Below are 13241 nucleotides of genomic sequence, written 5' to 3'. Positions count from 1 at the left end.
TGTTGTCATGAAACTGGAACCCATACCAAGAATCAGGAATATTTCGAAAGAGGCTTTTAAGAGAGATTTTGTACAACCTCAAAAGCCGGTAGTTATCGAAAGGCTTATCGAGGACTGGCCGGCTTATCATAAATGGGATCTCAACTATGTCTCCAGGATCGCCGGGGATAGGAAAGTTCCACTTTATGATGACAGGCCAATTTCTTCAGAATATAAATTCAATCAGGCTCATGCCGAGATGAAAATGGCCGATTATATCGAGCTTCTTAAAAAAGGACCTACGAACTACCGCATTTTTCTGTATAATTTAATGAAGGAGGTGCCGGCTTTCCAGGATGATTTCCAGTTTCCGGATATTGGCCTGCGATTCCTAAAACAATTACCAATGCTATTCTTTGGAGGTGAGAATTCCAGGGTTTTTATGCATTACGACATCGATTATGCAAATATTCTTCACTTCCATTTCCACGGAAAGAAGCAGTGTATATTATTTCCGCCAGGCCAGAGCGAGAATCTTTATAAGGTTCCGCATGCACTGATCTCGCGGGAGGATATCGATTTCAATGAGCCTGATTATGAGAAATTTCCTGTTCTGAAAAAAGCCAGGGGATATATTACTGAATTGAATCATGGCGAATGTCTCTACATGCCTGAAGGATACTGGCACCAGATGACCTATCTAAGTCCAGGGTTTTCGATGAGCCTAAGGGCAACTCCACGAACGCTCACTAATTTTTCAAAGGCCGTTTATAACCTTATTTTTATGCGTCATTTTGATAATTATATGCGAAAAATTAGAGGTCAGAAGTGGATAGATTATAAGAACGAGCAGGCCGTAAAGAGAACCCATAAAAAGCACGATATCAGTCTGTGATGAGGTCGTTCACACAGTCGAAAACCAATTGACTTTCGTAGCCTTTTCTTAATAAGTGATCGGCTAGTTTCTTTTTTCGCTTAAAATCGTTTGGTTCCTTGATCTTTTCCAGCTTTCTTTCAGCAAGTTCATATAAAGTTTCCAGGTAAACTTTTTGATCGATCTCGGAAAGGCCTGTTTTAATAAGTGGGGCAGAAATTTCCCGTTTTCTTAATTCCTGGGTGATCTTGATCTTTCCCCATTTTTTCATCCTGAACTTACCTCGTACGAAGCTCCTGGCGAATCGCTCTTCATTCAGGAATTTATCTTCCATGAGTTTGATGATGATCTTTTCCCTGGCAGCCGGGATCATATTCATCTGTATAAGTTTATCTTCAACTTCCTTCTGAGATCGATCCCTGTAAGCACAAAAGTGCATCAGCTTTTGCATGGCCTCTTCAACGGTATAGGATCTTTTTTCGGGTGCTCTCATGCTAATTTAAAATCCAGCTTTATTTGCGAACTTCGGAAAAGTATTATTTTTAGAGGAAATCCCTAGTCAAAAACCATATAATATGAAAAGAATTTTAGTGACCGTATTCCTGTTTACAGGTTTACTCGTACATGCCCAGTCTGAAAATAAAGAGGCCATTCAGCTTATAGAAGCCTGGCTGAGTGCTCAACAGGATTATGAAAATCTGCCTGCCATTACCGCTGCCATTGTCAAAGACCAGGAGATCATCTGGAAGGGGGCCTATGGTATGGCAAATATAGAAGAAGGTGTAGAAGCCAAACCCGAAACGATCTGCAGTATTTGTTCTATTTCCAAGCTCTTTACTTCTGTGGCAGTCATGAAGCTGGTAGAGGAAGGGAAATTAAGGCTGGACGATAAGATCGAGGATATACTTCCCAATTATGATCTGCAACAGCAATTTGAAGACAGCTGGCCAATCACGATTAGATCTTTGTTAACCCATTCATCGGGCCTGCCCAGGGAAGCCAACTTTCCTTACTGGACGGCGCCGGACTTTCCATTTCCGCAACAACAGGAAATTGATGAAAATCTGAAAAGCCAGGAAACACTATATCCTTCTTCTAAATACTTTCAGTACAGTAATCTTGGGCTTACGCTGCTGGGAGAGGTGGTTGCAGAGGTTTCAGGCATGTCTTATGACGAATACGTGATGGAAAATATCATCAATCCGCTTAAGCTGAATGATACAAGAACTGAACTTCCTGAAGAACTTTATGGAAAACAACTGGCTATTGGCTATACTCCTGAAGGCCGTTCCGGCGAACGGGATCGGGTTAATTTTTTCCAGGCCCGGGGAATAAAGCCGGCTGCCGGTTATTCTTCTACCGTTGAGGACCTGGCGAAATTTGCCATGTGGCAGTTCCGACTTTTGGACACCACAAAAACAGAGATACTGAAGTCTTCAACTTTAGAATATATGCAAAACGTACACTGGACCGACCCCGATTTCGACCATACCTGGGGGCTTGGATTTTCGGTATCCAAAGGTCCTGATGGAAGTAAATGGGTAGGCCATGGGGGAAGCTGTCCTGGGTATCGAACTTCTATTCTGTTAAACCCGAAAACCAAAATGGCTTATGTTGTGATGATCAATGCCGGGGGTGAAAATCCTGGGAAATATATTCGCGGGATGCATGCGTTATTATCGAAAAAACCAAAAAAAGATTCCACTGCTACTACCAAAGTGAATCTGGAAGATTATACAGGATATTATGACCTGAGACCCTGGAGCCATGAGATGTATATTGGTACATGGGGCGATAAGCTGGTTAGTATTAATTTGCCAACTGATAATGCTTCCACAGGAATGAGCATTTTTAAACATGTTGAGGGAGATAGGTTTAGAAGGCTGAGGGATGATGAGGAACTGGGTGAATATGTGGAATTTGAAAGGGATGATAATGGAAAGGTTGTCCGGTTAAAAAGGCATAATAATTATGTAAAGAAGATACAGCCTTAATGGTTGCAGGGAAAAAGCAGGACTGTCTTTGATTCCCAGGGATAGAAGTTTTATTGACTTTATTCCATAAAAAAACGCCTTACAATTGCTTGAAAGGCGTTTTTTCTATTTGATCACTTTCCCGTCTTTATCGTGAAAGTGGTACTCTAAATACGTGTAAGCATCTCTAGGTAAAATTTTCACCCAACGTTTGTGGTCTACAAACCACTTTGATCGGGGCGATGGAAAGCCTTTAGTTAAAAAGGCGGCAATAAATGGATGCGCGCTAAGCGTGATCTTTTTATGGTCTTTTTTGATCAGTTTTTCAAGGTCAGCCTTGATCTTGTTCACCACACTAATGGGTGCTTCAATTTCACCATTTCCGTTTGGGTTTTCCTCCCGGGTTTTGATGTTCATCTCTGGCCTTACGCGCTGTCTCGTTATCTGAACTAATCCAAATTTACTTGGTGGCAAAATCTTGTGTTTTGCGCGGTCATCACTCATTTCCTTTCTAAGGTGATCGTAGAGCTTCTTACGGTTTTCGGCTCTATTCATGTCAATGAAGTCTATCACGATAATGCCTCCCATGTCACGTAGTCGTAACTGGCGGGCAATTTCGGTAGCACTAATCATATTCACCTCCAGTGCGGTATCTTCCTGGTTTTTGGATTTATTCGAGCGGTTCCCGCTGTTCACGTCTATGACGTGCATGGCTTCTGTATGCTCTATGACCAGGTAGGCGCCTTTACTCATGGATACGGTGCGCCCAAAGGAAGTTTTTATCTGTCTTTCGATACCGTTCTTCTCGAAAATGGGTTGGTTGGATTGATGCAGTTTTACGATTGATTCTTTTTCTGGAGCGATCTCGCTCACGTAATCTTTGATTTGAGTATAAAGCGTTTCGTCATCAACGCAAATAGAAGTAAACGAGTCATTGAAAATGTCTCTTAACAGGGACGATGCCCTGTTCAATTCTCCCAGTACTTTTGATGGGTGATGCGGTTTATACAGTTTTTTACACATGGCTGTCCAGCGACCTACTAAATTTTGGAGATCTCTGTCCAGTTCTGCTACTTTTTTGCCTTCGGCTACGGTTCTTACAATAATCCCAAAACCTTTGGGTCTAATGCTTTTTACCAGTCTCTTCAAACGTTCCTTTTCTTCCTTGCTTTCGATCTTTTGTGAGACCGAAATGCGATTGGAGAAGGGTACCAGAACGATGTACCTGCCCGGCAGTGAAAGCTCGGAGCTTATCCTGGGGCCTTTGGTTGAGATTGGTTCTTTAACGATTTGAACCAGTAGCGACTGATTTGATTTTAAGACATCGGCAATTGCGCCGTTTTTGTCTATATCCTTTTCAAAAGGAAAATTCTTTAAAGAATAATCTTTGAGTTTACCTGTGCTTACACGTTTTATGAACTTTAATAATGAAGATACCTGGGGGCCCAGATCGTGGTAATGCAGGAATCCGTCTTTCTCGTATCCTACGTTTACGAACGCGGCATTTAACCCGGGAACAGCTTTTCTAATTTTGGCGATATAAATATCCCCAACATTAAACTGGTTACTGTCTTCTTCTTTGTTAAGTTCAATAAGTTTTCCATCTTTTAATAAGGCAAAATCTACAGCAGAAGGTTCGGACCTGATAATTAATTCTTTGTCCACACTTCCAGATTTTATATCCATATCTGCTTATAAACAGACACAGATGGATTAAACATTATTTTTTCACAGGTTTTTTAATCCTGAAGAAACCTCAGCGACATGAAAAATCTGTCGGGGGTTTCGATTTCAAAGAACGATTTAAATAAAAAAAGTAGTTGTCACACTACTTTTTCTTGTGGCGGTTAGCTCTTCTACGCTTTTTACGCTTGTGCGTAGCCACCTTATGTCTTTTTCTTTTTTTACCACTTGGCATAGTGTACGGTCATTTAAATTAGTAATTATTTTATAAACGCCCCCTGAGGGCAGGGGGAATTGAATTATTTTACCTCAACATTGGTCTTAACTCCTTCAACGAATATTTTCGCAGGTTTAAATGCAGGAATGTTGTGAGCAGGGATCTTAATTGTAGTGTTCTTAGATATGTTTCTACCTGTTTTTTCGGCTCTTGTTTTAACTACAAAACTTCCAAATCCACGTAGGTATACATTATCTCCACTTTCTAAAGAATTTTTAACTTCGTCCATGAAAGATTCGATGGTAGCCTGTACGTCTCCTTTTTCCATTCCTAATTTTTCTGAAATGTTCGCTACGATATCTGCTTTAGTCATTTTCGTATGGTTTAAATTAAAATAAATTGGGGTTTCCGATTTTCAAGGGGGCAAATATAAGAATTAAATCTGCAATATTTCAAACCTAATTCACTAATAATAACGCAATAAACTTCTATTATTGCACAGAATCACTTTTTATATGAGGTTTTCCAATAGACTGAAACATTGGTATTTGCAAAATAAACGTGACCTGCCCTGGAGAAAAGCGCACGAACCATACCAAATATGGCTTAGTGAAATAATTCTTCAGCAAACGCGAGTTGAGCAGGGTTTGCCATATTATGAGCGCTTTATTCTGGCCTATCCTGAGGTTGAAGATCTGGCTGCTGCACCCCAGGATGAGGTGTTGAAATTATGGCAGGGATTGGGTTATTATTCCCGTGCCCGAAATCTACACGAAACTGCAAAATATGTGGTAAAAGAACTCGGGGGTAAATTTCCTGATACTTATAAAGGTTTGGTTCAATTAAAAGGAGTGGGGGATTATACAGCCAGCGCGATCGCTTCTATATGTTTTGACGAACCCGTTGCGGTGGTAGATGGGAATGTTTATCGAGTATTGTCCCGGGTTTTTGGCATAGATACTCCTATTAATAGTACCGCCGGGAAAAAGGAATTTAAGGCACTGGCTGAAGAACTGCTGGACAAGGAAGATCCCTCAACTTTCAACCAGGCCTTAATGGAATTCGGCGCGCTGCATTGTAAGCCTCAAAACCCGGCCTGTGAGGTTTGTCCTTTTAATGATCAGTGCCTGGCATTAAAGGAAAACCGGGTAAAGGAACTTCCGGTAAAACTCAAAAAAACCAAGGTAAGGAAGCGTTATTTCAATTACCTGGTCTTTGATCTCGATGAGGAGAAAACAATACTGGAACAACGAAAGGGGAAAGGCATCTGGAACGGATTATATCAATTCCCGCTGGTGGAAACTGATTCGCTGGTGGAACAGGAGCAATTAGTAAAAACCGAAGCTTTTGAAACACATCTGAATGGCGGGAAGTTTTCGGTTGAATTGTATAATTCTGAACCGGTCGTGCATAAACTCTCACACCAGCACCTGTTTACCCGTTTCTGGGTGGTCCAGGCAGATGCTGCTCATTCAAATAGTATTGCCCTGGCTGGCATTAAAGAATACCCAGTTCCGGTATTGATAGAAAATTTTTTAAAAGACTATCTTCCTCCGGCCTATAAATGAATCTTGTTTATATCTTTGCCTGTATTTTAATCTTTAGGGAGATTTTTTTATTATTTTAGTTCAGTTAAGAAAAATCAAAGCACTTAAATCCAGACCAAAATGACAGGTACATTAAACAAAGTAATGTTGATAGGACACACCGGAGATGACGTAAAAATGCATTATTTTGAAGGTGGAGGATCTATAGGTCGTTTTCCGCTGGCAACTAACGAAAGCTATACCAACAGGACTACCGGCGAACGGGTTACCAGTACCGAATGGCATAATGTAGTGGTTAGAAATAAGGCTGCAGAGATTTGTGAAAAGTATCTGAAAAAGGGTGATAAGGTCTATATCGAAGGCCGGATCAAAACCCGTAAATGGCAGGATGATCAGGGGAATGAACGTTACCAGACTGAAATTCACTGTACCGAGTTTACTTTTTTAACGCCTAAGTCTGAGTCTGGTGGAGCTGAACCTTCTGGCCAGTCATCTTCTGGAGCTCAAGCCAGGTCTGAAAGATCTAAAAGTGATAATTACGCAAATAGGAATGAAGGTTACTCCCAGGAAGAGGAGGAAGATGACCTGCCGTTCTAAGTTTAACTAAATTCTTTGCCTTTGGATTCGGAACCTCCCAGTTTGCTTTTGTTTTGGGCCACAATGGGATTCACCCACCTGATCAGCTTGATATTTTTGTTCGTGCTATTGTTATGTTCTGCCCTTATTTCGGGAGCGGAGGTGGCATTCTTTTCCCTTACCCCGGCTAATTTCATAACTGAAGACGGTAAGCGAACCAAAACCCAGACTATCGTAATCAATCTTCTCGATAAGCCAAAGAAGCTTCTGGCCACTATACTTGTAGCCAATAATTTCATCAATATTGCGATCGTTTTGCTCTTTGATCAATTGGCCGATGACCTTTTTGCAGGAATCAATGCTGAAATCCTTGGTGTAGATCTTCGATTTATCCTCGAAGTAGGGGTTGCCACATTTTTGATCCTTTTGTTCGGCGAGATACTTCCAAAAGTGTACGCCAGTCGGAACAAGGTTCAGTTCTCCAATTTTATGGCCTATCCTATTAATTTCCTGGACAGTCTTTTTTCGCCACTTAGTACACCTATGCGGGCAGTAACCTTATATATTCATGATAAACTTGGAAAACAGCGATCTTTTATAAGTATAGATCACCTTTCCCAGGCACTGGAATTAACAAGTGAAGAAGATACCTCAAGGGAAGAACAGAAGATCCTTCAGGGAATCGTGAGTTTCGGGAATACCGATACCAAACAGGTGATGAGACCCAGAATGGATATTTTCGCACTGAACGAGCAGAGCAGTTTTGGCGAAATCATTCCGGAGATCATCAGTAACGGTTATTCGCGTATCCCGGTCTATAAGGAGAACATAGATAATGTAATTGGAATCCTGTATATCAAGGATCTTTTACAATACCTGGACCGCAAGGATTTTGAATGGACCAGCCTTTTACGGGAGCCATATTTTGTGCCCGAAAACAAGAAGCTGGATGACCTTTTGAACGAATTCAAGAACAAGAAAAATCACCTGGCCATCGTTGTAGATGAGTATGGAGGAACCAGCGGGCTTATTTCCCTTGAAGATATCATCGAGGAGATCGTGGGGGATATAAGTGATGAATTTGATGATGAGGATCTTATTTATTCCAAATTAGACGAAAATAACTTCGTATTTGAAGGTAAAACTCCTTTAAAGGATTTTTATAAGATCGTCAGGATAGAGGATCCGCTTGTTTTTGAAGAGCAAAAAGGAGAAGCCGATACCCTTGCCGGATTCCTCCTGGAGATTTCAGGTGGATTTCCTAAAAAACAGGATGTGATCACTTTCCTTAATTACGAGTTCACCATCGAAGTGATAGACGATAAACGCATCAAGCAGATCAAATTAAGTATTGCGCCGGTATGAGGATATTGAAATTCGTTCTTTTTGTGATGGTTTTGGTAAGTGCGGGCTGCAAGGATGATCCCAGGCCTAAACCAAAAGCTTTTTTAGCCCTGGAGTATCCTAAACCATCTTATGAACGAATCGATATTGGCTGCCCTTATGTCTTTGAAAAGAACGAGCTGGCCAAAGTGCTTCCATCACGTAACCAGATTCCCTGCTGGATTACCCTGGATTATGAATTCATGAAAGGCTCGATCTTTATAACCTACCAGCCGGTTCGTGATAACCTGGATTCCCTGCTTATGGATGCCCAAAAACTGCCTTTGCAGCATACGATTAAAGCCGATCTAATCGAAGGCGATATTTACACCAATGATTTCAACCAAACCTACGGAATGTTCTACGAGATCGAAGGTGATGCCGCTTCCCAGGCCCAGTTCTATTTAACGGATAGTACCGATCATTTTATAACTGGTTCAGTATATTTTGATCGCGTTCCCAATTTCGATTCCATAGTCCCGGCTGCCGATTACCTGAAAAAGGATATCAGGCATTTGATGGAAAGTCTTAAGTGGAAGGAAGAATAATCGGCATTTTTACTTTGACTTCAATCCAGAAAACCGATTTTTGCCAATTCTAATCGGTTTTTGATGAATTCCAAGAATTTAAAATGGGTCTACCTGGTCGTGCTTTCCATCGTTTGGGGGAGCTCATTTATTCTTATTAAAAAATCTCTGGTTGGACTAGGTCCATACCAGGTGGGTAGTTTCAGGATCATATTTTCGGCTATTTTCCTGCTCGCTTTTGGTTTTGGAAAGCTGAAAGGTATTAGCTTAAGGCAGTGGAAATGGATGACGGTATCAGGACTTCTGGGGTCTTTCTTTCCGGTATATTTTTTCGCTTTTGCTGAAACCGAGATAGACAGCGCCATTGCTTCGATCCTTAATGCGACCACACCCTTGCTTACCATGATCTTTGGATTTCTGTTCTTCAGAGCCGTGTTGAATTTTAATAAAGTTCTGGGGGTTTTGATTGGATTGGCCGGAACTTTAGGGCTTATTTTCAGTGGAGCAAGTATCAATCCCGATCAGAACTACTGGTATGCTCTTTTGGTTATTTCGGCGACGATATGCTATGCCTTCAATGTGAATATTCTTAAAACCTATCTTAACGATGTTTCCGTTCTGGGATTAACAACAGGGAGTTTTACAGTTTTGCTTATCCCGGCCCTGTTGGTATTATATTCTACCGGTTTTTTTGAAGAGGAACAGTTTTCACCTGAAACCAAACTTTCCCTGGTATACATTACCATACTGGGAGTCGTGAATACCGGCCTGGCAAAGATCATTTTTAACCGGTTGGTCCAGATATCAGATCCTGTGTTTACCTCTTCGGTAACCTATACCATCCCGCTGGTGGCTGTTGGCTGGGGAATTCTTGACGGGGAAGTCTTTGGTTTCTGGCAGATCATTTCGGCCCTGGTGATACTGGTTGGCGTTTTTATAGTGAACAGGTCTAAACGGCTGATGTCTACTTTCAGAAGGAACAGTTATGAAAAAAGCCCCAACATTTAAGTTGAGGCTCTTTAAATACTAAAAATTTAGGTTTTATTCGATGCTGAAGTCATTTTCAGATACACCTTCATTTACCATTATTTCAGATACGTTGAACTCAAAGCTCTGAGGTCCCATGGATTGAGAAATAGTGAATGGGAATTTCACGCCATCTACTTCCTGGTAATTGCTGTATGTAGTTGGAATGCTCATGGTTTGTCCTCCCTGGCTCATGGTTTTAACCGACTGAACCTTAAGACCGGTTTTCATATCATAATAAGCTGTGGTATTCTCGCTTACCTGAACTGCATAAGCATCACTTCCATTCACTTCTTCGATACCGGTAACCTTGGCATCACCAGGGTTTAATTCAGGAAATGGCTGCGCCTCTAACCTGGTAGATTTAACCTGGTCTTCGGTAAATGGGATACGCTGCCCCTGGGCTATTGTAACTCCTTGGTCTCCGTTGAAAACCTGTTTGTTCATTACATTTCCTCCAACCGAAACTTCCTGAAGCATTTTTCCATCTTTTGTGCTTTTTGAGGTAAGATTAAGTTGCATGCCCTGTACGGTCGCATCGGCCTTCATTACCATACTTTCCACATTGCTCACCGCTTCTCTGCCTCCAATGGCCTCGATATAGTCTGCAAATACCTTTTCAGCGGTTACTGAAGGATCCAGTTCCTTTCCGGAGCCTGGTTTTTCCGCAGCATTTGCATCCTTGTCGAAATATTTTACGGGAATGGTTTTTCCTTTATACTGAATATTTTCAAGGCCTTCTAGCACTTCACTGCCTTTTCCAGCAACCACGATCTGTAATTGGTCTGTTTTGTAATACTTATTTGCGACACGTTGAATATCCTCTGCAGTCACCGCATTGATCTTTTTCAGGTAGGTTTCGTAGAAATCCTCTGGCAGGTCATTGGTTTCAATATTAAGAGCATAGTCTGCAATAGTGGAAGGATCTTCAAGATTAAGAACAAAATTACCTGCAAATTTAGCCTTGGCATTTTTCAGGTCTTCCTGTGAAACCTTTTCATCCTTGATTCGGTTTATTTCCTTCAGGATCTCAACCACGGCGCTATCGGTTACCGCGTTTCGAACGCTCGTACTGGCGATGAACCTGCTGGCGTACTTGTCTGCCCCGGTAGATGATCTTGCACCATAGGTCCAGCCATGCTCTTCACGAAGGTTCATGTTCAAATAGCTTCCAAAACTTCCACCAAGGATCTGGTTAGCTACTACTACAGGGAAGTAGTCTTCATCAGAGATCTTAAGATCGATGGTGTTCTGAACTCTTAATTCACTTTGAACAGCGTTCGGAACGTTGATGAAGTTTATTTCGGTACTTGCGATATTTTCAACCTCGGGAAGGTTTGATGCCTTTGGAGCTGGTTTCTTCCAGTTTCCAAGATGCTTTTCAGCAAGTTTCTTCACTTCATTTGATTTTACATCTCCTACTACCACGAGATAAGCGTTCGCTGGAGAGATATAGGTATTGTAGTAATTCTGAACATTTGCAAGACTTACGCTGTTCACGGTTTCTGCAGTTTCGAATTCGCCATACGGATGGTCCTTTCCATATGCCAGGGCGCTACTCACGTTGCTTGCAATAGCACTCGCGCTTTTCTCGCTTAATTTTAGACTTTCAAGAACCCTGTCTTTTTGATCTTTAAATTCCTGTTCGTTGAATTTTGGATTTAAAAGTCCGTCTGCCATAAGCTCCATGACTTCGGGAAAGAACTTGGAAAGTGAACTGGCATAAGCGCTTTCTGATCCAAACCCGATATTGGCACCAAGAAAATCAATTTTTTCATTGAATTGTTCTTTACTCATGGTTTGAGTTCCTGTGCCCATCATGCTGCTGTATAGTGCCTTCACACCCTGTTTGTCTCCCTGCCCGTGAGGCGTGTTATCTATGATAAGGCTGGCTCTCACTCTTGGCAGTTTATGATTTTCAACAACCATGACTTTAAGCCCGTTATCCAGGGTAAAGGCATCTGGTTTGCCAAGTTGAATCGATGGGGCTGGCCCTGGTTCCGGTTGTTTGGAGCGATCTATCTGTGCCTGTGCACCGATGCATACCAAACATAGCAGAAGGATTGAAATATATTTAATTCTCATCTCTTTTTAAATTTTATGATTATTGGCTATCAGTTTGTGGAAGATATTCCAGTTCTAGTCTCTGGTTTTCGTTGAGATATTTATTCGCAACTTCCTTGATGTCCTCTCTTGTGATATCCCTGTAGATTTCTATCTCTTCATTAATAAGGTCTGTATCCCCGTAAAGCATATGATAGGTGGCAAGGGAAGAAGCAATGCCCTGGATGCTGCTGTTGGAGTTCACGAACCGGTTTTCGAATTTGTTTTGAAGTTTCTGGTATTCTTTTTCTGAGATCAATTCCGTCTTAAGTCTTTCGATTTCTTCATCCATTGAACTGGCCAGAGTGTCTAGAGATGTATCTCCCATTGCAAGGGCTCCCATCAGGTAAAGTCCGTAATCTTCCATACTTCTTGGGAAGGCAAGAACCTGGATAGCTTCTTTTTCCTCGTCTACCATTTTCTTATACATCCTCGAACTTTTACCGTCGGTAAGAATCGAAGAGATCATACTTAGAACATATGCATCCCGTTCTTTCATTGAAGGAGTCCTGTAAACAAAGATCTTTGCGGGTATTTGAATATTGCTGTCATATTCGGTTGCAACGATGGTTTCGGTTATTGGTTCTTCTTCAATATCCACTCTCTCTACTTCTGGCCCGGATGGTATTGGTCCAAAATAATCCTTGATCATTTTTTTGGTTTTAGCGATATCCAGGTCACCGGCTACTACAAGTGTCGCATTGTTCGGTTTGTAATATTTTTCAAAAAAGGCTTCGAATTCATCCAGTTTGGCTGCATCGAGATCTTCCATGGTCCCGATGACCGAGTTCTGGTACGGATGTTTTTTGAACATATAAGGCACGATGCCAGTGTTGTAAATGATCTTGCCATAAGGCGCGTTATCCACACGAGTTCGCTTTTCTTCTTTTACTACTTCGTTCTGGGTGTCCACTCCAATCTGATTGATCACGGGGTGTAGCATACGTTCAGATTCCATCCAAAGTCCCAGTTCAAGATTGTTAGATGGGAAAGTTTCGTAATAGTAGGTACGGTCTTCAGTGGTGTTCGCATTATTGCTACCACCGTTAGCGGCAACGATGTTGAACCATTCGCCTCGCTCGATATTCTTGGTGCCTTCAAATAAAAGGTGTTCGAAGAAATGTGCGAAGCCGGTTCTTCCGGGTGCCTCGTCTTTAGATCCTACATGGTACATAACGCCAACAGTTACAACCGGTGCTGTGTTATCCTGATGCAGGATCACATGCAGGCCATTGTCCAGGTCGTATTCAGTAAATTCTACTTCCTGAGCAAAACCTGTGGTGCCAATAAAGAAAATAAAGGCAATCAGTTTGAGTTTGTTCATCATTTTTAGTTTAGTTTTCATTCCTTTTG

The 13241-nt window shown here is 41.6% G+C and carries 12 protein-coding genes; 7 read left to right on the top strand and 5 right to left on the bottom strand.

Features of this window, described 5'->3' with window-relative positions; genetic code table 11:
- Positions 1 to 7 precede the first annotated feature (7 nt).
- Entirely contained in the window at positions 8 to 874 is an 867-nt protein-coding gene (locus tag MKO06_RS03370; protein ID WP_241550931.1) for a cupin-like domain-containing protein, read from the top strand.
- Here the strand turns inward: MKO06_RS03370 and MKO06_RS03365 are convergent.
- Positions 864 to 1346, bottom strand: a complete 483-nt coding sequence (locus MKO06_RS03365) for a regulatory protein RecX (protein WP_241550930.1) — start codon at positions 1344 to 1346, stop codon at positions 864 to 866. The genes MKO06_RS03370 and MKO06_RS03365 overlap by 11 nt on opposite strands.
- Before the next feature lie 82 nt (positions 1347 to 1428).
- On the opposite strand from MKO06_RS03365, the gene MKO06_RS03360 reads away from it, so the two are divergent.
- Positions 1429 to 2847: a serine hydrolase gene (locus MKO06_RS03360; RefSeq protein WP_241550929.1), complete on the top strand. Its 1419-nt coding sequence runs from the start codon at positions 1429 to 1431 to the stop codon at positions 2845 to 2847.
- A gap of 105 nt (positions 2848 to 2952) precedes the next feature.
- On the opposite strand, the gene MKO06_RS03355 is transcribed toward MKO06_RS03360, so the two are convergent.
- Positions 2953 to 4491, bottom strand: a complete 1539-nt coding sequence (locus MKO06_RS03355) for an Rne/Rng family ribonuclease (RefSeq protein WP_241550928.1) — start codon at positions 4489 to 4491, stop codon at positions 2953 to 2955.
- Positions 4492 to 4808: 317 nt separating this feature from the next.
- On the bottom strand, positions 4809 to 5099 hold the full coding sequence (locus MKO06_RS03350; RefSeq protein WP_156279992.1) for an HU family DNA-binding protein: 291 nt from the start codon (positions 5097 to 5099) through the stop codon (positions 4809 to 4811).
- Positions 5100 to 5241: 142 nt separating this feature from the next.
- Here MKO06_RS03350 and mutY point away from each other — a divergent pair, with 142 nt between their 5' ends.
- From mutY to MKO06_RS03325, 5 genes are all read left to right on the top strand, one after another.
- On the top strand, positions 5242 to 6294 hold the full coding sequence (gene mutY / locus MKO06_RS03345) for an A/G-specific adenine glycosylase (protein ID WP_241550927.1): 1053 nt from the start codon (positions 5242 to 5244) through the stop codon (positions 6292 to 6294).
- A 99-nt stretch (positions 6295 to 6393) separates the two neighbouring features.
- Positions 6394 to 6870, top strand: a complete 477-nt coding sequence (locus MKO06_RS03340) for a single-stranded DNA-binding protein (protein WP_241550926.1) — start codon at positions 6394 to 6396, stop codon at positions 6868 to 6870.
- A gap of 21 nt (positions 6871 to 6891) precedes the next feature.
- On the top strand, positions 6892 to 8214 hold the full coding sequence (locus MKO06_RS03335) for a gliding motility-associated protein GldE (protein WP_241550925.1): 1323 nt from the start codon (positions 6892 to 6894) through the stop codon (positions 8212 to 8214).
- Positions 8211 to 8780, top strand: coding sequence for a gliding motility lipoprotein GldD (gene gldD, locus MKO06_RS03330; protein WP_241550924.1), 570 nt, complete (start codon positions 8211 to 8213; stop codon positions 8778 to 8780). The genes MKO06_RS03335 and gldD overlap by 4 nt, the downstream gene beginning before the upstream one ends.
- Before the next feature lie 63 nt (positions 8781 to 8843).
- Positions 8844 to 9767 carry a DMT family transporter gene (locus MKO06_RS03325; protein ID WP_241550923.1) on the top strand — a complete coding sequence of 308 codons (924 nt, stop codon included), beginning with the start codon at positions 8844 to 8846 and terminating at the stop codon, positions 9765 to 9767.
- A gap of 33 nt (positions 9768 to 9800) precedes the next feature.
- Here the strand turns inward: MKO06_RS03325 and MKO06_RS03320 are convergent, their stop codons facing one another.
- Together MKO06_RS03320 and MKO06_RS03315 are read right to left on the bottom strand one after the other, a co-directional pair.
- Positions 9801 to 11870 (bottom strand): M16 family metallopeptidase, encoded by a 2070-nt coding sequence (locus MKO06_RS03320; protein ID WP_241550922.1) that lies wholly within the window; start codon positions 11868 to 11870, stop codon positions 9801 to 9803.
- Between the two features lie 19 nt (positions 11871 to 11889).
- Positions 11890 to 13215 (bottom strand): M16 family metallopeptidase, encoded by a 1326-nt coding sequence (locus MKO06_RS03315; protein WP_241551016.1) that lies wholly within the window; start codon positions 13213 to 13215, stop codon positions 11890 to 11892.
- Between the last annotated feature and the right edge of the window lie 26 nt (positions 13216 to 13241).

It is taken from the genome of Christiangramia oceanisediminis (assembly GCF_022570735.2).
GTDB classification, from domain to species: domain Bacteria; phylum Bacteroidota; class Bacteroidia; order Flavobacteriales; family Flavobacteriaceae; genus Christiangramia; species Christiangramia oceanisediminis.
This window is presented reverse-complemented; position numbering and strand designations above follow the sequence as displayed.

What these genes read in the sequence shown, in the direction of transcription:
- MKO06_RS03360 (WP_241550929.1), top strand. Translation starts at nt 1,429, where the DNA reads ATGAAAAGAATTTTAGTGACCGTATTCCTGTTTACAGGTTTACTCGTA.
- MKO06_RS03320 (WP_241550922.1), bottom strand. Translation starts at nt 11,870, where the DNA reads ATGAGAATTAAATATATTTCAATCCTTCTGCTATGTTTGGTATGCATC.
- MKO06_RS03315 (WP_241551016.1), bottom strand. Translation starts at nt 13,215, where the DNA reads ATGATGAACAAACTCAAACTGATTGCCTTTATTTTCTTTATTGGCACC.
- gldD (WP_241550924.1), top strand. Translation starts at nt 8,211, where the DNA reads ATGAGGATATTGAAATTCGTTCTTTTTGTGATGGTTTTGGTAAGTGCG.
- MKO06_RS03350 (WP_156279992.1), bottom strand. Translation starts at nt 5,099, where the DNA reads ATGACTAAAGCAGATATCGTAGCGAACATTTCAGAAAAATTAGGAATG.
- mutY (WP_241550927.1), top strand. Translation starts at nt 5,242, where the DNA reads ATGAGGTTTTCCAATAGACTGAAACATTGGTATTTGCAAAATAAACGT.
- MKO06_RS03325 (WP_241550923.1), top strand. Translation starts at nt 8,844, where the DNA reads ATGAATTCCAAGAATTTAAAATGGGTCTACCTGGTCGTGCTTTCCATC.
- MKO06_RS03370 (WP_241550931.1), top strand. Translation starts at nt 8, where the DNA reads ATGAAACTGGAACCCATACCAAGAATCAGGAATATTTCGAAAGAGGCT.
- MKO06_RS03340 (WP_241550926.1), top strand. Translation starts at nt 6,394, where the DNA reads ATGACAGGTACATTAAACAAAGTAATGTTGATAGGACACACCGGAGAT.
- MKO06_RS03365 (WP_241550930.1), bottom strand. Translation starts at nt 1,346, where the DNA reads ATGAGAGCACCCGAAAAAAGATCCTATACCGTTGAAGAGGCCATGCAA.